Genomic DNA, 17,725 nt, shown 5'->3' with positions numbered 1-17,725 from the left:
GATGGCTTCCGGGCTCCCGCTTTTTCCTCTTTATCTTGTGGATTTTATCGGCGCCCTGGTGATGCTCTTCTTCGCCTTCTGGACCTCTATTTACAGTTGGCGTCTGGTCCGAAAAGACCCCACAGATATTCTCTGGCGTTATCTATTCTGGCTTTCTATGGGCCTAGTAGGGCTTTCTATCTCTCGAGCCGCCGGCCACGTAACCCGATTTGTCCTCCTTTCTCTGGAGCTCCATAGTATCTGGCTCAAGATTGCCCCTTATACTGGGGCTCTGAACACCATCTTCTTCATCGCCGTGGCTGTTTCCACTTTCTACTATCAGAACTTCCGAGAGGCCGTTGACCGGCTCAAGAGGTTCAACATCGAACTTGAAAGAAGGATCGAAGAACGGACCCAGGAGCTTCTGCTCTCGGAGCAGAAATTCCATCGGCTTTTTGAAAACAGCAAGGACATGATCTACTTCTGCAATGAATACGGACACATCACGGATATTAATCCGGCCGGAGCAGCCATGTTGGGCTATGAAGAAGACGAATTGGTTAACACTCCCCTTTGGAGGATAATCGCCCAGGCCGAGGATTGGGAGATCTACTACACCCAACTCTGCCAGAAAGGCCACGTTATCGACTTTGAGACCCAACTGCTCCGCAAAGATGGCTCAATCTGTCATGTCCTGATTACTGCCAGTGCCATAAAGGACGAAAAGGGCCACCTTGTTGGCTGCGAGGGGATAGCCAAAGATATGACCCGCTTTCGGGAAATGACCCAGCAACTCATCCAGTCCGAAAAACTGGCCTCAATTGGTCAACTGGCTGCCGGGGTGGCCCACGAGATAAATACCCCCTTGGGGATCATCCTGGGTTATACCCAAATTCTGGAAGAAGATTTTTCTGAAAACCCCGAGGCCCGGGAATATCTGGAGATCATCGAAAAGCAAACCAAGATCTGTCGTCGCATCGTTGGAGACCTTCTACGATTTGCCCGCCTAGGCAAAAGCGGCCAAGGAGAGGTAGACATCAACCTCTGTGTCAAGGAAGTAGCCTCCATCCTCTCCCACACCTTAAGCATTGAAAGGATCTCTTTAGAATTTAAACTTGACCCCACTTTGCCCAAAATCGTCGGAGACGAAGAAAAGATCCGCCAAGTGCTAGTCAACTTGGTAACCAACGCCTTCCAGGCCATCGGCCATGACGGACGGATCGAAATCCACACCAGCTACGACCAACTAGACGAAGAAATAGTAATAAAGGTGGCTGATACCGGCCCGGGCATCCCTCCGGAGATAATAAACAAGATCTTTGATCCCTTCTTTACCACCAAAGAGGTCGGCCAAGGTACGGGGCTGGGGCTCTCGGTAAGCTTTGGGATAGTCAAGGATCATGGGGGAAGGATTTATGTCGAGAGCCCCCCGGCCGATGAAAAACTCAAAAAGAAAGGACTACGGACAGTCTTCTATATCCGTCTCCCGATCCACGGCCGCCGAGAAAACGGATTCGAAGGACCTAACCAATCTTGATCTCTGGTTTTCCCCCTTTGAGAACCTGGGAAACCTTGGTCTCTAACTCGTTTTTGTCTATCGGTTTAAGGCAGTATTCACTGGCCCCGAGATTCAGGGACTCCCGGGCAGACTCTACGGTAGGATAGCCAGTGAGCATGATTACCTTAACCTCCGGCTGGTATTTCTTTAGCTCCTTTAAGACTTCCACTCCGCTCATCTTCTCAAGCTTGATGTCCAGGATAGCCAGATCAACGGGGTTATCTTTGGCAAAAGAAAGGGCCTTTTCCTCATCAGTAAAACCAAAGACCTGATGTCCTTTGCGCTCCAGAATCTTCTGGAGCATGACCACCGCATCTTCGACATCGTCCAAAACCAGAACCTTGGCCATAGCTCTCCTCCTTATGGCTCTCTTTGAGTTTTTGAACGGGGAAAACGGAGGATAAAGACCGTTCCCCGACCCGGCAGCCCCCAACGGGGATCCTCGATCGGAGACTGAAGTTCAATGGTCGCCCCATGCTGCCTGAGGATGGAATCAACGACAAAAAGCCCCAGGCCCGTGCCCTTCTCCTTGCAAGAGAAGAATGGACGAAATAGATAGGGCTTCTTCTCCTCAGGGATCCCCCTTCCGGTGTCAGCCACACCGACCACCACCCAGGGACCTTGATTTTCGGTCCTCAAGAAGATCTCTCCCGAGTCATCGATCGCCTCCAGGGCATTAGTCAATAGATTGATAAAAACCTCCCTCAGCCTCCCAGGCTCACCCCAGATTTTGTGCAAATTTTTGGCCAAGTTCATCACCGGTTTGATCTTCCTGGAGCGAAAGCTCTCGGCCAAAAGCTCCACCGTCTCCTGGATTATCTGATTGAGGTCAACCTCCTTGAAGCCCTCCTCCTGGCTACAACCCAACCTTAGAAGCCTGTGAGTCAGGCCACGGCAATGGTCAATCTGTCTTTCAATAATACTAAGCACTTTCAAGAGACGATCATCATGGGAGAGATCCTCTTTGAGCATCTGGACATAGCCAAGGATAATCCCCAGGGGGGTATTAAGATCGTGGGCCACGGCTGCAGCCAAAAGACCTACAGTGGCCAGCCTCTCCAGGCGAGCCAATTGTTGGCAGTCAAGTTCCTGGCAGGAGGGACTGCTGATGATCAGGATCCTACCCTCCGGAAGACAGAGACCATTGATGACTACTGGCCGACTGAGACCAGAAGGCAGGCTAAAGCTGGCCTCAAAATCCTTAAGTCTTCCCGAGCTTGAAAGTCTCTCTTTTAGGTTTGAGAAGGCCCTTTCAGAAAAAAAAGAAGCCAGAGGTCTTCCCACCAAGTCCTTCTCATCAAGGCCCCAGGCGCAGAGCCTCTGGTTCACCCATCTTATTTCAAAGTTTGAATCAACCAGGATGGCTAGCTCTGGCAAAATATCTAATAGATCTTGTAGATTTTGGAGATGTCGGCTCATGGTCCGAGGGGAAAGTTGGAAACTTAGGGAATGTACCATTTTTCACTTTAATCATTGAATCTCGGTTTGTGTCAACGGAAATTACTCCTAGTTGACCCCAAAATAGCCTTGTTGTTGAATAAGAATATGTCTCGGCACCTAGCAAGTCTTTTGGTGGTTGCCTTCTTTCTTGTCGGTTGTGCAACCATCACCGGACCGCAGGTTACTGAAAGGGAGCGCCGTGAGGCCCAAATAGCCATCCTCACCTACAAGTGGAAGGACTATCTTCATTGCCAGCAGAGGGTGGGCAAAGTCCTTTATCGCTTGCTTCTGGCCATAGATGATGGAGATGGCCGGAGGTATCCTTACGTGGGCATCAAGGTGATCAATCTAGCTGATCTAGGCCCGGAAGAAAAAGAAGCCCTTGGTCGAGCCGAAGGGCTGAGACTACCTAATAAGGGTTACGTGATCACTTATCTGACCCCTTATTATGAAAAGGCTGGTCTTGGACGCTTTGAGATCTTGGCTCCAGAATCAAGGGGTTTTAGGTTCTCCAAAGGAGAACCTCTCAGGCTTGAGTTCCTTGGCGGCCAAAGGTTAGAGATCCCGATCCAGATGATTCAAACCAGACCGGCGGATTTTAAAATTGTTGATAGCGAGCAGATAAACGCCTGGGTGACCCCTGATTACGTAGTCCACGTAACCACCGCTCTCTGCCGCATCCTTCCTGTAGAAGACCAACTAGCTGCCGTTTTAGGCCACGAACTAGCCCATCTAAAACGAGGCCACATTGGCAAACGTCAAGGGCTTGTGGGCCTAAGGGACATATTTGGCCTAGTGATAGGCTCTTTAGGGGGCCAGACGGCCCACGATATCTATCAGGTGGGGACTAACTTTGTCCTTCTTAAGTTTAGCCGTGACCAGGAGAGAGAGGCCGACTTCTTTGGCCTTTACTATGCCTATCGGGCTGGTTTTAACCTTGAAAAGGCTGCTGATACCTGGCTTTATTTAGGGGCAGTATTGCCCCGGACAAACCAGCCCAGCCTTCTCCTTACCCATCCAGTGACCGAAGAGCGGCTGGCCCGGATCAGGAAAATCGTAGCCCTGATCAAACAAGGAAAGACCTTTGAAGACCTCATCAAGACCGAAAGATAGCCCATCCACCCACTATCTCTGGCGCATATGGCAGCTGTCTAGGCCATATTGGCCCTTGGTGGCTGTGGCCGTGGTCTTCAGTTTTGTAGCCTCATCCCTCCAGGGGGCCATTGCCTGGCTAGTCAAACCCGCTATGGATAAAGTCCTTCTGGCCCGCAACTATCGCTACTTAGCCCTTCTCCCTGTAGGAGTAGTGGCCCTGATCTTCCTTAAGTCCCTGGCCTCCTTTATCCAATCATATTGCATGAGGGTGGCCAGTTTGAGACTTGTCCGGGATATCCGTGATCAACTTTACCACCATTTGATCAGGTTACCGCTGAGCTATTTTGAAAGGGAGACCTCGGGCCGGGTAGTCTCCAGGCTGGTTACCGATGTTTCCCTTATCGAGACCAGTCTGGGGACAATCTTCCAGAGAACAATGATAGAAGGAGCCACGGTGATCACCCTGGCTGGGGTAGCCATCTGGCGCCGTTGGGATCTAGCCATTCTCTCTTTTGTTGTTCTGCCTTTGGTGGGCTACATGGCCCGGCGCCTTGGGGTCAGTATTCACCGGCGACGTCATCGGGCCCAAGAGAAGATTGCCGACGTCACCCATCGCATATCTGAAGCCATCCAGGGGCTTAAAATCATCAAGGTCTTCGGCCAAGAGGCAGCAAGACAGGCTGTCTTTGCCCAGGAAAACAAACGCTTCTATCGGGAGATGGTCCGGTTGACTAGACTCAAAGAGGGCACCAGGGTCCTGGCTGATGGCCTTACCGGTTTGGGAATCGCCCTGGTCCTGTGGTACGGAGGCCATCTAGTGGTAAGCGGGGTCATCACCTCGGGGGATTTCTTCTCCGTGTTAACAGCCCTCTTTATGGTTTTTACCCCGGTTAAAAGACTGGCCCGATCCTACACCAATATCCAGGAAATAAGGGCGGCCATTGACCGGGTAGATCACCTCTTAAGCCTTTCAGAAGAACAAAGTGGTCAGCAAAAGATAAAAACCTTCCAGAAAGAAATCTGCTTTGAGGCTGTCTCCTTTAGGTATCCGGGAAGCGAAGATTTGGTCCTTGAGGATATCAATCTCACCATCGGCTGTGGGGAGCTAGTTGCCATCGTGGGACCAAGCGGAGCTGGAAAGTCAACCCTGGTAGACCTTATTCCTCGGTTCTATGATCCTGTCGCTGGTCGCGTCCTTCTTGATGGACACGACCTTCGGGATCTTGACTTGGCCTCTCTGAGACGGCTCATTGGGATTGTCTCCCAAGAGGTCATCCTTTTTAACGACACCGTAGCCGAAAACATCGCCTTTGGCCGACCAGAGGCCACTCTGGAGGAGATAATCCAGGCAGCAAAGATGGCCTACGCCCACGAGTTCATCGAACAACTCCCTCAAGGCTATCAGACCTTGCTGGGCGAACGGGGGCTTAACCTCTCAGGTGGCCAGCGTCAGCGGATCGCCATCGCCCGGGCCATTCTCAAAAATCCTCCCATACTCATCCTCGATGAGGCCACCAGCGCCCTTGACGCCGTCTCTGAACGGCTAGTCCAGAAGGCCTTGGAGAAGATTATGATCGGCCGAACAACCATTGTTATCGCCCACCGCCTTTCAACCATCAAAGGTGCCGACAAGATCGTGGTTATGGACCATGGACGTATCATCGCTCAAGGGAACCATGAAGAACTCTATCAAAAAAACACAACCTACCGTCATCTCTACACCACCTTCCTCAACGAAGAAAAAATCCCTCGAGGACGGATCATCCCTCTAAACAGATAGTAGACTATTGCTCATCAAGTGACTATTTTCTCAGCTAATCAGTCTCGGGCGACTTCATTGACGATGATATCCTAGGAGGTCTTATGAAGAGATTGTTCCAGGCAGTGGCCATCCTCGCCGGGGTGATCGTCCTTATCCTCCTCGGTCTCTCGGCCCTGGTTCACTTCTACCTTACTCCAGAGCGCCTCAAGGACATGATTGTCCCTCTGGCCGAGAAGGCCTCGGGAAGAAAGGTTGAACTTGGAGAAATTGAGGTCGGATTACTCAAGGGCATACGGTTTAAAGGCTTAAAGATCAAGGAAGATGACGGGAAGAACGATTTTTTGCGAATCAAAGAGTTTGTTCTGAGCTACCAGATTTTTCCCCTCTTGAAACACCAGTTAATTATAAGTGAGGTCAAACTCTTGAGTCCAGAGATCCGGATCGTAAAAAGACAGGATGGACACTTCAATTTTGAGACCCTAAAGCTCCTTGAAGAGGAGAAAAAGGAACACGAAGCCCCTGAAAGAGAGAGCGAGGCCCCGGAAATCCCCTTGGCCTTGGTGGTTGACCGGGTGGTGGTAAAAGGGGCCCAGTTCTTCTTTAAGGACGAGACCGGAGAGCTTCCCCAGGCCCAAGGAGAGGCAGATCTCAACATTGGCCTTAAGATCGGCCGGGATCTCTCCTCACTTACCTACCAGGGAAGTTATCTGATCTCATCCGAGATCAGCTATCAGGGTTTCCAGCCTCTTATCCAGATAAAGGGACGTTTTGATCAGCAGAAGGTCGATTATCAGGCCCGAATAAGCCTCGACAAGGAAGAGGTCTTCTTCTCCGGCCATATCCAGGACTATCTCCAGAAAAGACCTCAGATAAGGTGCGATGTAAAAAGCCACTCCTTGAATCTTGACCATATTTTATCCGTAGCAGCCCTGGCCCCCCAGTCTTCCAAGAAAAGGTCTTCTCCGGTCCATGGCGAGCAGAAGACCTCCGCTGCCAATGATATTCTGGCTTTTGGTCAGATAGAGATCGATCGGGTCATCTACCAGAAAATGACCATTGAAGACCTAAGGACCAACTGGCAACTTGAAGGAGGAATATTCGAACTCAAAGATCTTACGGCCCGTGTAGCCCAGGGGCAGATCAAGACCCGCTTAAGGCTAAATCTAGCCACTCCCCTTCTGGCCTACGAAGGGGAGGTCAAGACTTCAGGCCTTGACCTCGGAGGCCTTCTTTTTGAGGCAGCCGGAGTTACCAGCCCGCCCATCACTGGGGTCCTTGACTCCCGGTCCATCTTTTCCGGCCGGGGGACCGAGTGGTCTCAGATCAGCAAGGACCTCTTTCTTGATGGACGCTATAGCCTGCTTCAAGGCATGCTTCGCGAAAGCCCGGTCGTCTCGGTTGTCGCTGATCTCCTCGGACTTCAGGAGCTAAAAAAGATGGTCTTCGAAAGGCTCGAAGGATCGGTCAAAATCAAGGAAGGAAAGGCCCAGATCAAGGCCGATCTCAAAGCCAAGGACATTTCCATCCAGGCCCAAGGTACCCTAGGCCTGGATGGAAGCCTTAATCTGCCCCTAAAGGTCTATCTCTCGGGGACCTTAGCCCAGAAAGTAGCCAGACACCTCCCGGGAGGACATCTCCTCCTAAACCAGAACTCAAAGGCCACAGTCGATTTGAAACTCCGGGGGACTATCTTTAGCCCCAGGGTGACCTTGAACCAGGAGGCCATCCAAAAGCGCCTTAAAGAAGAACTTCCTCGACAGATCTTCAAGAAGCTGGGGATTCCCTTCGGCCCTTAGGGCCCAACCAGAGAAGATCCTCAAGGATAAGATAACAACAGGGCACCAGGATCAAGGTGATAGCAGTGGCCATCAGAACCCCAAACCCCAGGCTTATGGCCATGGGAATAAGGACCCGGGCCTGAAGGCTCTTTTCAAAGATCATCGGCATAAGGCCGGCAAAGGTGGTCAAGGTGGTGAGGATGACCGGCCGAAATCGATCACTTGAGGCTTTAATGACGGCGTCAAAGGCCTCCTTTCCCCTCTGCCGATACCACCTGATGCGATCAAGAAGGACTAGGGCGTCGTTGACCACCACTCCAGAAAGACCGACCACCCCGAACATACTCAAGATGGAGATGTTGTACCCCATGATGATATGCCCTACAAAGGCCCCGACGATCCCAAAGGGGATGGCCACCATAATGATAAGGGGCTGAAGGTAAGATTTAAGGGGTACTGCCAAGAGAACATAGATCAGAAGAAGGGCCAACAAAAATCCCCGGATGACCTCAAGAGTTGACTCGGCCTCCTCCTTACCTTCCCCCTCCAGGGAATAGACCAGACCAAGATGTCTCTGCTTTAATTGCCGGAGATAATCGCTGGTAAGATGACCCCGCAGTTCTTTAGCATTGGTGAGCTTTTCATCCACCTCGGCCCGAACAAAGATCACCCGACGCCGGTTGAGCCGGTTGAGTTCGACATAGCTTTGGGTGTGGATGATCTGAGCCACCTCTGAGAGCGGAACTTCCCGGCCGTCTGGCAGATGGAGACGGAGGTTTTTAAGATAAAAAAGCCCCCGGCGTTCTGCCTCTGGATAGCGAACAAGGACCTGGACTTCGTCTTCTCCCCTCTGGAAGCGAAGGGCTTCGGCCCCGTAGAAGGCCCCCCGGATGGCCCGGGCCAAGTCAAGGAGGGTTATTCCCAACTCCCTGGCCCCGGGTTTAAGTCTGAAGCGGAGTTCTTCTTTACCCGGAATGTAGCTGTCTTCAACATCATGGACTCCAGGAAAAGTTTCGAGGTGGGCCTTTAATTCTTCAACAGCTTCAAGAAGTTCTTCTTCATTCCGATGAGACAGGGCCACCTCTATCGGTTTCCCGAGACCAAAAAGCTCACTCTGGAAGACTAGACTCTCGGCCCCGACGACCTCCCCGGTCTCCTGACGCCAGAGGCGAACGAGCTCCCTTGAGCTTATTCCCGGCCTTTGTTCTCCAGGGATGAGCTCAAGGGTGATCTGGGCCAGGTGGGATCCCTGCTGGACCAAGCCAGCCTTAGGACCGTGACTCTGCTGGTGAAAACCAGTATAAATGAGACTGTAGCGCAGGAGGGATCCTGGTCCATGCCAGCCGGAGATCTTCTCGAGATCCTCCACGGCCCTGCGTCCAGCAGCCTCTATCTTGCGGGCCAAGGAGATGGTCTCCTCAACCGGGGTTCCGGGAGGTAGGGTTAACTGGCAGACGACCTCATCACCTTCGACCCGGGGGAAAAAAGTATACTTAAGCCGCCCCCCCAAGAAGAGTGAAAAGACGAGAAGAAAAATCACAACCGCCAAGCTAACTGTAAGATAGCGCCACTTAAGTGCCAAGTTGATAAGGCCCTGGTAAGGGCCTCTGACAAAGTGCTCCACCCTTTTGGCCAAAGGCCCAGGGCGGTTCAGGAGAGGATGACCGGGGTTTGAGAGATGGGCTGGGAGAACCAGGAGGGCCTCCACCAGAGAGCCAGCCAGCACGGCGATAACCACCAGGGGGATGACCCTGATGAACTTCCCCATCATTCCTGTACCGAAAAGAAGGGGAAAGAAGGCGGCCATGGTCGTCAGGAGTGAGAAGACCACCGGAGTAGTGACCCTGAGGGTGCCCTCAATGGCCGCCTGGGGCGCTGGCAGGCCCCGTTCCCGATGGCGGTGAATACTTTCGCCGATGACGATGGCATCATCGACCACAATCCCCAAGACCAAGATAAAGGCAAAAAGGGAGATCATGTTGATCGAGACTCCCAGGTGGGGAAGCAAAGAAAGCCCAAAAGCAAAAGAGATAGGAATACCCAACATGATCCAGAAGGAAAGGCCCGGGTTGAGGAAAAGCCCCAGGGTGATCAGGACCAAGATCATCCCCAGACTCAGGTTCTTAAGGAGGAGATGGAGTCTGGCCTTGAGAATCCGGGACATATCGACGACTACCGAAGCCTTGAGGCCCGAAGGCAGTTCACGGTTAAGATCTCCCAAATAGGCTCGGATAGTGTCGGCAATCCTGATGGCGTTCTGGTTGCCGATGCGGAAGACCTGGACGATGACCGCCCGTTGGCCCTCAAAAAAAACGAAAAGGTCAACTACATTACGCAGTCCCTCTTTAACAGTGGCTATCTCTCCCAGGGTGAGCCTTCGGCCATCAGGTCTGGCCAGGATAACGATGTTTCGGTATTCCTCGGCCCGGTATCGTTTCCCCTGGATGCGGAGAAGAACCTCTCTTGAGGGCTCTTTGATGCGGCCGGCCGGGAGATCAAAGCTGTTTTCGGCAATAATTCTGGCTATCTCGTCAAGATTTAAGCTGTACTTACGGAGATTCTCTTCCGGAATCTCCACGTGAATCTCTGCTGGCCTGGTTCCAAAGAGCTCGACCTCGGTTATTCCTGGCAGGGCCAGGAGCTCATCCTTGACTCTTTCCCCCCAGTACTTGAGGGTCTTCTCTGAGGCCTTCCCGTAGATGGCCAAGGTTATGACCGGATAGCGGCGGAGCTTCTTTTTGACGATAGGACGTTCGGCCTCCTCCGGAAGGCTGGTGAGGCTGTCCACCTCTACTTTGATATCATCGTAAAGTTTGTTAGCATCCCAGCCCCTTAGGACCTCAACGGTGATGGTCCCCCGACCTTCCTGAGCCACGGAACGGAGTCGTTTTATCCCTGCAAGCCCAGCGATCCGCTCCTCAATGGGCTTAATCAAGGAATCTTCGATCTCAGAAGGAGAGGCCCCCCGGTATTCCAGGTCGATCTCGATCTCCTCAAGGCTGACATCAGGAAAGGTTTCGACCACAATGCTAATGGCTGTCAGAAGGCCGGCGGCCAAGATAAAGACCATCAAGAGGTTGGCGGCTACATGATTTCTTACAAACCAGGAGATCAAGGGCCTCATGGGAGAATCCTCACCCTCATCCCTTCCACTGCCCCTGAGAGGCGAGAGACAACCACCTTTTCTCCAGAAGCAAGCCCTTTGGTGATCACCACCCGTTCTGGCTCAATCCGGGCCACCTCTACCTCTCGAAGGTGCAAAATACCCTTATCGTCAACCACATAGACCATCCAGTCTCCATCTTCGGCATAATGAAGGGCCCTTCTAGGCAGGATAAAGGCACCCTTGAGGGACCTGCCCTTAAATCTCACCTCGGCAAAAAGCCCGGGAAGGAGGGGAGGCCTGCGATCAAAGGGGCCTTTCACCCGGACAAAGACAGTGAGAAGCCTGGTCTTTTCATCGGCCTGGGCCGCCACCCGGACTACTTCTGCTGGCCAGCTCACCTTCTCGGCAAAGGGTTTAACGAACACCGTGGCCTTTGATCCCTGGCCAAAAGGGACATTAAGGCCGGGGACCTTGATCCACCTGAGTTCTTCTAGAGAAAGGGATACCCCGATCTCCACCTCCTGGCTGGCATAGATCTCCGCCAGGATCTCACCAGGACGAACGTATTGGCCCAGATCTACCTGGGCCTTAAGGACTAGGCCATCAAAAGGGGCCCTGATTTCTGTACGGGCCAAGTCCAGACGGGCCTGTTGGATCCGAGCCCGAGCGGCCACAAGCTTGGCCTTCGCCGCGGCCAGCTGGGGTTTACGGGCCACAAGATCCGGTGCAGGGCCCTGGTCTCTGCCAATCTCGGCCCATTCCTTTTCCGAGATCTGGGCCTCAGCTGAGATCTCGGAAAAGACCTTTTCTGCCTCCTTAAGGTCGGCCTCGGCCAGGGCTAGGGCCGTCTGATAATCCCGAGGATCTAGCCGAAGGAGGACCTCACCGGCCTTAAAACGCCCTCCGGCAACAAGAACAGGAGCAATGTAGATGACCTTTCCAGCAACCTGGGAGGTAATCTTTCCGGTGCGGACTGGAACCACTGTCCCGTAACCAGTAATCTCAACCTCTAAGGTCCGGGAGACGGCAGGAATCACCTCAACCGCCGGAATGTAGGGAGCCTTGGAAGCCCGCTCAAGCTTAGGCCTGCTGGAGATGATTAATTTGCTTAAAACCACCCCGAGCCCCAAGATGACTAAAGCCAAAACTAGATGAAGAATCTTTTTCTTCTCCATGAGTATCCCCTAGTCTCCAGATTCAAGTTCAGGCCAGGCCCCTCCAAGGGCCCGATAAAGAGAGACCCGGTTGAGCCAAAGGGAGGCTCGGGCTTCATAAAGGCCTTTTTGGGCTCTAAGGCATTGACCTTTGGATCTAAGGAGCTCCACAGCCCCAATCAGCCCTAGACGATAACGGCGCTCCTTGAGCTTATAGTCTTCACAGAGGGCCTTCTGTCTACTTAGGAGCAGTTGCAGACCTCTGCTAAGGCTTTCCTCGGCAGCCAAGGCGGTTTCCACCTCGTAGAAGGCCTGAAGGACGGTCTTTATGTAGGCAGCCTGGACGGCCTGGGCCCGAAAACGAGCCGCCTCTTCCTGGGCCTTAAGGCCTCCGGCATCAAAGAGCGGCTGTCCCAAAGAGACGGCTAATTGCCACCATCGGTTGTCCGGCCGAAGAAGGTCCTTAAGGGCTATTGAGATCCGGCCAAGATCACCGGTGAGACTTATCCGGGGCAGACGGGCAGCCCGGGCCGAAGCGACCTCAGCCTCTGCGGCCAGGACTCGGGCCCAGGCCGCCCGAATATCTGGACGGCGTTCAAGGAGCTCCGAAGGAAGCCCGGATGGAACTGGAGGCAGCTCGAGGCCACAATAAGAAGGATCTTTAGAAGGAAGTAGATCCTCTGGATAGGCTCCTTTCAGGATGGCCAATTCCCGAGCAAGCCTTTGAATCTCCTCCCTCAACTGGGCCTCCTCGGCCTCGGCCTCCCTCAAAAGGGCCTCTTGGTCCTTAAGTTCAACGGCGGAGACCAACCCTTTCTGGTAGCGCCCCTTGAGGAGCCCCAGAAGTTTCCTTTGGACAGAGATATCGTCCTTCAGCTTTAAAAGCTCACAGAGCAAGAATTTTCTTTTAAGGTAACGGCTCACGGCCTCTGCTACCAATGACTGGGCCAGAGCCAGACGATTCTCCTGGGCCTCAAGGAGTCTCATCCGGGCAGCAGCCTCCTCCTTTGAGAGGCGCTGCCAAAGATCAACTTCATAGGAGGCCGCCAAAGAAACATTGAATCGACCAATGATGTAGCTGGGGCTACGGGCAAAAAAGGGACCCAAAATGACGTTTCGCTCCCGTCGGCCTTGGAAGTTAAAATCAAGACGGGGGAAACGGGCCGAACGGGCCACTGTCACCTGGGAGCGAAGCTCTTCAAGACTGGCTAGGGCCTCTTTGAGATCAAGATTTTTTTCAAGGACCTCTTCTACCAAGCGGTCAAGACGCGGATCACCAAAGGTCTTCCACCACTGATCAGGTGGCCGAGGAACCCTCAAACCCTTGGGAGCATGCTGAAAACTTGAGGGAAGGCTAAAGGATACCTGTTCGGTGGAGACCCTGGGGCTACAAGAAAAAAGAAAGATAAAAAGGATCAGGGCCCCAAACCTCATCCTTCCTCCCTACCCCCTTAGACCCAGACCCTTTAGAGAAAAATCAACAATATGGGCAATGATCCTCGCCCTTAGGACCTCATCATAGGGTCGTTCTAGAAGGGCACTCACCTTGGGCCGAGCAACATGAAAATGAATAATCTGGGCCATAATGCTTAAGACAGAAAGCCTTAAGTCCTCCTCCCTGGTCTCTGAGGGCAGAAATGGTTTGAGCAAGGAGACGATCTCAGCAAAAAGGGGCCTGAGGCCCTCTTTGACAATGATCTCAAAGGCCTCGGTCGGCTGAGTAAGCTCGCGGAACATAAGCTGTCGGTGACGGAGCCTTTCGTCTTCGCTTAAGGGACCTTCAATAATGGAGACGGCCAGGGCCTGGATGACCTCAGCGGCAGAGGCTGGAGAATTACCAACATTGTCCCGGAAGTATCGAGAAAGCCTCTCGGCCCTGGGAAGCCAACGGGCCCGGAAGACCTCTAGATAAAGATCCCTTTTGCTTCCAAAGTGATAGTTGACAGCGGCCACATTGCATCCAGCAGCCTGAGTGATCTCCCGGACACTTACTCCCTGGTAGCCTTTTTCGCCAAACAGCCTTTCGGCAGCCTCAAGAAGCCTTTCTTTGGTGGTCATGATCCCTGATGAGAGATTCCTAAAAAGAAGACTCAGATTTAAACAAATGTTTTAAGCGTACATATCAAACGATCGCTTAAAAAACAAGAAGAAAGGCCCCACTTAGTGTGGGGCCTTAGTAGAGGGGGGTTAGTCCATGGCCTGCATGGGCTGGCCACAGCACACCGGGGGAGTTTGACCGGCGGGAATCTCTTCGTAGCGGTTACACTTGGGGCAGTAATAGCGGATAGTTTCTGTGACTGAGGAAGCCTTGGCCTGGGACATATCATAGCCCTCTACTTGAAAGAGAGCCTCCTTAGAAGTCCCTGGGATATAGATCCCAAGAGGAGCAAGCTTGCGGCTTTCCCCCTCACACTCCACTAAGTATTTCCAGAGGGCATCAAGGGCGGCTTCTTCATCCCTGCTCTCCGGAATAAAACCTACCACCTGTTTGTCAAACCTAAACTTCATCACTTCTCTCCTTTCTCTGGGGTTTGTTCCATTCCGGCCAGGGGACGAAAGGCCTTTTTGCTGGCCCCACATACCGGGCAACGCCAGTCGTCCGGCAGGTCTTCAAAGGTTGTTCCCTTGGGAATCCTGCCCTTACGATCCCCTTTAGCCGGATTGTAGATGTAACCACAATTAGAGGTCGAACAGATATAGGCTCCTTCGAAAAGATTCTCTACCATAGTGGCCTCCTGTCTTAAGGATAATAACTACTATAGAAGAGTTATAAATTTGGAGGGGGTTTAAGTCAAGAAAAAAGTATTAAGGTTCCCCAATACTTTTTGGGTGGGGCCCGGAGTTTCCCCTTAAGCCTGAGCATTTGAAAGCCTTCGGGGAGAAAGTCCCATGAGCTCGAGATAGGCCGTGGTGCTTCTTTCCACCTCATAGGGAAATGCGGCCTGACGGAGAAAATCCTTCGAGGTTGAGGCCTCAAGAACGGTCTCCATGGCCCGGGCCAAGGCCAGGTCATCACCCACAGGGACCAGAGGACCATAGAGACCGTCTTTCAAGATCTCCCTTGGCCCATAGGGACAATCCGTGGAGACCACCGGGGTCCCTAAGGAGAGAGCCTCAATGAGCACAAAACCCAGGCCCTCCCAGCGAGAGCTGAAGGCCAGAAGCCGGGCATGGGCCATAAAGGGATAGGGATTAGGAACAAATCCCGGCAGATCGACATCCTCGGCCACCCCCAGGCCAGAGGCCAGCTCCAGAAGCCTTTTTCGTTGCCGCCCCCGTCCCAGAATTATCAGACGTAAGGGGCGCTTGGCTCTCAGGTGACAAAAGGCCCTGATCAAGGTGGCAAAATCCTTACGGGCACAAAGCTCCCCCACACCAATGATTATGGGCACCTTCTCCCGGTACCAGGGGTGGTCCGGAAGGGGCTGCTCACCCTGAAGAAGCTCCATGGTGACCACCGGACTGGGGGCCACGCGCACTTTGGCCTCGGGCAGACGGGCAAGACGGGCCAGGTCCCTGGCCGCCCCTTGGGAGGGAACCAGAATGACTTCAGCAAACCTGTAGAGATAACGCAAGGAGAGGGTCTGGACGAAGCGGTCCAACAGACCGCGGCTGGCCAGATCAACAGAGAGGGTTGTCCCCTGGCGGAAGACGAGTCTAGTCTCGACCCCTGAGATCACCTTGGCCCACAGAGAGGTCCGGTTAACACGATCCTTGTCACTGAGAAGGACGGTGGGCCTGTAGCGTCGCAGATATCTTACCAGATAAGGCAGGGCCGTATAGACATGGGCCGTCGGAAAACGTATGACCCTCAGGTTGGGCTCATTGGATTCAATGTAAGGACCGTGGTTTTCCACCACCAGAAGGTCCACCTGATATCCCCTGCGGGCGATAGACGGCAAAAGATGACGGGCAATCCGGTCCACCCCGCTATGGCCGGAGGTGGCCAGAAAGAAGGCTATCCGGGAAGGATCAAGGCTGGACACGGCCTTAAATCCAATCAAGAGGATCTTCGGCCATCGAGGGCCGGCAGCTTCGGCCTTCGATAAAAAGATTGTACCAGATGGCAAACTGCATCAGCGACCAGATCTCACGGGTAGCATCCTTCCCCTGACGCTGGCTGGCCACAAGCTCCCTTATCCCCTCAGGCCTAAACCAGACCCTGATACCCCGATGGGCCAAAAGTCTCTCTTCTAGCCGATCAAGAAAAAGCCCTCCAAGCCAGTGACCAATTGGGACATGAAAGCCCCGTTTCTTTAGCCAGATATGGTCCCGGGGCAGATAGGCTTCCGCCCAGCGGCGCAGGAAGATTTTTCCGAAGCCAGAGCGGATCTTAAGCTCATCAGGCAGGCTGAGCCCAAATTCCACCAGCCGGTGATCCAGGAAGGGCACTCGGCCTTCAAGGCCATGGCCCATAAGCATTCGGTCCACCTTGACCAAAAGGTCATCCGGCAGAACAGTGAGCAATTCAGTGTACTGGGCCCGTCTTACATAGCCCCAGCCCTTGGGAGCCCCCTGCCAGGCAGCTACAAAGGGACGACGAAAGGCCTGGGCCTGTCTCCTTAAGGTCCTACCAAAGACCTTCTCTGGCCATCTTCCCCGCCACTGCCCCCTGGTCCGAAGCCCCCCTGAACCCGGAGAACGCAGATTCTTCAACCATCTCTCCAGACGCCCGGCCCGATAGCGACCGTAGCCGGCAAAGACCTCGTCGCCACCTTCTCCGGTAAAGACTACTTTGAGTTCCTCGGCGGCTGCCTGGGCCAGATGAGCTGTGGGCAGGCAGGCATAGTCCCGGATAAGGTCATCGGCTGCCCAAACCACAAAGGGAAGGGCCCGGAATATCTGATCTTTGTCCAGAAGGATCTCCCGATGGCGGGCCCCGAAGAGGGCGGCCATTCGGCCGGCCTCAGAAAGTTCGCTCTCCATAGCCACGTTGTCAAATCCTACCGAAAAGCTCCTTACCGGTGCGGCCCCAAACCGGGTAAGTAAGGCCAGGACTATCGATGAATCAAGCCCCCCGGAGAGAAATAACCCAAAGGGGACATCTGAACGCATATGTTCCCGAAAGACGATTTCTATTAAATAATCAAACTCCTCACGGGCCTCCTCAAAGCCCAAAACCCGAGGATGGACCTCCGAGGCCGACCAGTAGGCACGCTGCCTGAGCCTAAGATCGGCAGAGATCTCTATCTGTTCGGCTGGAAGGACCCTCAGGACCCCTTGAAGAATCGTCTGCCGACCGGAAGAGAACTGGGCCTGAAGATATTGAACCAAGGCCGCAGGATCTAACTCCACCTTGGGCAGAAAGGGGATCAGGGCCTTGATCTCCGAGGCAAAAAGGATCCGGTCGGCCAAGGGCGCATAAAAAAGCGGCTTTATCCCCAGACGATCCCGGGCCAGGATGAGGGATCTCTTCCGGCGATCATAAAGGGCCAAAGCAAACATGCCATTTAGATGTTCAAGAAAAGTCTCCCCCCAGACCCTGTAGGCATGAAGAATGGTCTCACAGTCTGAACGGGTTGAGAAACGACAACCCTGGTCCTCAAGCTCCTTCCTTAACTCGACAAAGTTGTATATCTCCCCGTTGGCCACGGTTACCAGGGCCTCATCCGAGCTGAAGAGGGGCTGGCGACCCCCTTCGAGGTCAATGATCGAAAGCCTAGTGTGGACCAGGCCCACGTTTTCCTCAACAAAGAATCCTACATCATCCGGACCTCGATGCCGCAGGAGCTCGGCCATAAGGCGAAGATCCTTCTCCTCTACCTTGCCTGAGAGTTTGATCACCCCGGCGATTCCACACATTATTCAAACCCCTGACCTATCATTGGTATAAAAGGCGAACTAGATCTTGAG

General features: G+C 53.3%; 14 protein-coding genes. 4 read left to right on the top strand and 10 right to left on the bottom strand.

Annotation, left to right across the window (positions count from 1 at the left end; all coding sequences use genetic code 11):
* The first annotated feature begins 1 nt into the window (after position 1).
* Positions 2–1,516, top strand: a complete 1,515-nt coding sequence (locus ACXJJX_RS09580; RefSeq protein WP_456434372.1) for a two-component system sensor histidine kinase NtrB — start codon at positions 2–4, stop codon at positions 1,514–1,516.
* On the opposite strand, the gene ACXJJX_RS09575 is transcribed toward ACXJJX_RS09580, so the two are convergent.
* Both ACXJJX_RS09575 and ACXJJX_RS09570 read right to left on the bottom strand, forming a co-directional pair.
* The gene (locus tag ACXJJX_RS09575) at positions 1,503–1,886 is read right to left on the bottom strand and encodes a response regulator (protein WP_456434371.1); all 384 of its coding nucleotides are present in this window, start codon (positions 1,884–1,886) and stop codon (positions 1,503–1,505) included. The genes ACXJJX_RS09580 and ACXJJX_RS09575 overlap by 14 nt on opposite strands.
* An 11-nt stretch (positions 1,887–1,897) precedes the next feature.
* Positions 1,898–2,995, bottom strand: coding sequence for a two-component system sensor histidine kinase NtrB (locus ACXJJX_RS09570; protein WP_456434370.1), 1,098 nt, complete (start codon positions 2,993–2,995; stop codon positions 1,898–1,900).
* Between the two features lie 87 nt (positions 2,996–3,082).
* Here ACXJJX_RS09570 and ACXJJX_RS09565 point away from each other — a divergent pair, with 87 nt between their 5' ends.
* The 3 genes from ACXJJX_RS09565 to ACXJJX_RS09555 all read left to right on the top strand — a co-directional run bounded on the left by ACXJJX_RS09565 (position 3,083) and on the right by ACXJJX_RS09555 (position 7,630).
* Positions 3,083–4,090, top strand: coding sequence for a M48 family metallopeptidase (locus tag ACXJJX_RS09565; protein WP_456434369.1), 1,008 nt, complete (start codon positions 3,083–3,085; stop codon positions 4,088–4,090).
* Positions 4,062–5,852, top strand: a complete 1,791-nt coding sequence (locus ACXJJX_RS09560; RefSeq protein WP_456434368.1) for an ABC transporter ATP-binding protein — start codon at positions 4,062–4,064, stop codon at positions 5,850–5,852. The genes ACXJJX_RS09565 and ACXJJX_RS09560 overlap by 29 nt, the downstream gene beginning before the upstream one ends.
* Before the next feature lie 83 nt (positions 5,853–5,935).
* Positions 5,936–7,630 carry an AsmA family protein gene (locus ACXJJX_RS09555; RefSeq protein WP_456434367.1) on the top strand — a complete coding sequence of 565 codons (1,695 nt, stop codon included), beginning with the start codon at positions 5,936–5,938 and terminating at the stop codon, positions 7,628–7,630.
* Here the strand turns inward: ACXJJX_RS09555 and ACXJJX_RS09550 are convergent.
* From ACXJJX_RS09550 to asnB, 8 genes are all read right to left on the bottom strand, one after another.
* Positions 7,599–10,736 carry an efflux RND transporter permease subunit gene (locus tag ACXJJX_RS09550; protein ID WP_456434366.1) on the bottom strand — a complete coding sequence of 1,046 codons (3,138 nt, stop codon included), beginning with the start codon at positions 10,734–10,736 and terminating at the stop codon, positions 7,599–7,601. The genes ACXJJX_RS09555 and ACXJJX_RS09550 overlap by 32 nt on opposite strands.
* A complete protein-coding gene (locus ACXJJX_RS09545) occupies positions 10,733–11,893 on the bottom strand; it encodes an efflux RND transporter periplasmic adaptor subunit (protein WP_456434365.1) in 1,161 nt (386 codons plus the stop codon). The genes ACXJJX_RS09550 and ACXJJX_RS09545 overlap by 4 nt, the downstream gene beginning before the upstream one ends.
* Before the next feature lie 9 nt (positions 11,894–11,902).
* Positions 11,903–13,306: an efflux transporter outer membrane subunit gene (locus tag ACXJJX_RS09540; RefSeq protein WP_456434364.1), complete on the bottom strand. Its 1,404-nt coding sequence runs from the start codon at positions 13,304–13,306 to the stop codon at positions 11,903–11,905.
* Between the two features lie 9 nt (positions 13,307–13,315).
* On the bottom strand, positions 13,316–13,930 hold the full coding sequence (locus tag ACXJJX_RS09535) for a CerR family C-terminal domain-containing protein (RefSeq protein WP_456434363.1): 615 nt from the start codon (positions 13,928–13,930) through the stop codon (positions 13,316–13,318).
* A 129-nt stretch (positions 13,931–14,059) separates the two neighbouring features.
* Complete coding sequence (locus ACXJJX_RS09530) at positions 14,060–14,380, bottom strand: hypothetical protein (protein ID WP_456434362.1); 321 nt, start codon at positions 14,378–14,380, stop codon at positions 14,060–14,062.
* Positions 14,380–14,598: a rubredoxin gene (locus ACXJJX_RS09525; protein ID WP_456434361.1), complete on the bottom strand. Its 219-nt coding sequence runs from the start codon at positions 14,596–14,598 to the stop codon at positions 14,380–14,382. Before ACXJJX_RS09525 ends, ACXJJX_RS09530 begins: the two co-directional genes overlap by 1 nt.
* Positions 14,599–14,721: 123 nt before the next feature.
* Entirely contained in the window at positions 14,722–15,876 is a 1,155-nt protein-coding gene (locus ACXJJX_RS09520; protein WP_456434360.1) for a glycosyltransferase, read from the bottom strand.
* Positions 15,863–17,674 carry an asparagine synthase (glutamine-hydrolyzing) gene (asnB, locus tag ACXJJX_RS09515; RefSeq protein ID WP_456434359.1) on the bottom strand — a complete coding sequence of 604 codons (1,812 nt, stop codon included), beginning with the start codon at positions 17,672–17,674 and terminating at the stop codon, positions 15,863–15,865. Before asnB ends, ACXJJX_RS09520 begins: the two co-directional genes overlap by 14 nt.
* Between the last annotated feature and the right edge of the window lie 51 nt (positions 17,675–17,725).

This window comes from Thermosulfuriphilus sp., from assembly GCF_054026695.1.
The sequence above is the reverse complement of the archived record's forward strand: the minus strand, read 5'-3'. Positions and strand labels throughout refer to the sequence as shown.

Bases quoted from the DNA above. Each gene is read 5' to 3' on its own strand.
- ACXJJX_RS09580 (WP_456434372.1), top strand. From the start codon at position 2: ATGGCTTCCGGGCTCCCGCTTTTTCCTCTTTATCTTGTGGATTTTATC.
- ACXJJX_RS09535 (WP_456434363.1), bottom strand. From the start codon at position 13,930: ATGACCACCAAAGAAAGGCTTCTTGAGGCTGCCGAAAGGCTGTTTGGC.
- ACXJJX_RS09565 (WP_456434369.1), top strand. From the start codon at position 3,083: ATGTCTCGGCACCTAGCAAGTCTTTTGGTGGTTGCCTTCTTTCTTGTC.
- ACXJJX_RS09540 (WP_456434364.1), bottom strand. From the start codon at position 13,306: ATGAGGTTTGGGGCCCTGATCCTTTTTATCTTTCTTTTTTCTTGTAGC.
- ACXJJX_RS09575 (WP_456434371.1), bottom strand. From the start codon at position 1,886: ATGGCCAAGGTTCTGGTTTTGGACGATGTCGAAGATGCGGTGGTCATG.
- ACXJJX_RS09545 (WP_456434365.1), bottom strand. From the start codon at position 11,893: ATGGAGAAGAAAAAGATTCTTCATCTAGTTTTGGCTTTAGTCATCTTG.
- asnB (WP_456434359.1), bottom strand. From the start codon at position 17,674: ATGTGTGGAATCGCCGGGGTGATCAAACTCTCAGGCAAGGTAGAGGAG.
- ACXJJX_RS09550 (WP_456434366.1), bottom strand. From the start codon at position 10,736: ATGAGGCCCTTGATCTCCTGGTTTGTAAGAAATCATGTAGCCGCCAAC.
- ACXJJX_RS09570 (WP_456434370.1), bottom strand. From the start codon at position 2,995: ATGGTACATTCCCTAAGTTTCCAACTTTCCCCTCGGACCATGAGCCGA.
- ACXJJX_RS09530 (WP_456434362.1), bottom strand. From the start codon at position 14,380: ATGAAGTTTAGGTTTGACAAACAGGTGGTAGGTTTTATTCCGGAGAGC.
- ACXJJX_RS09555 (WP_456434367.1), top strand. From the start codon at position 5,936: ATGAAGAGATTGTTCCAGGCAGTGGCCATCCTCGCCGGGGTGATCGTC.
- ACXJJX_RS09525 (WP_456434361.1), bottom strand. From the start codon at position 14,598: ATGGTAGAGAATCTTTTCGAAGGAGCCTATATCTGTTCGACCTCTAAT.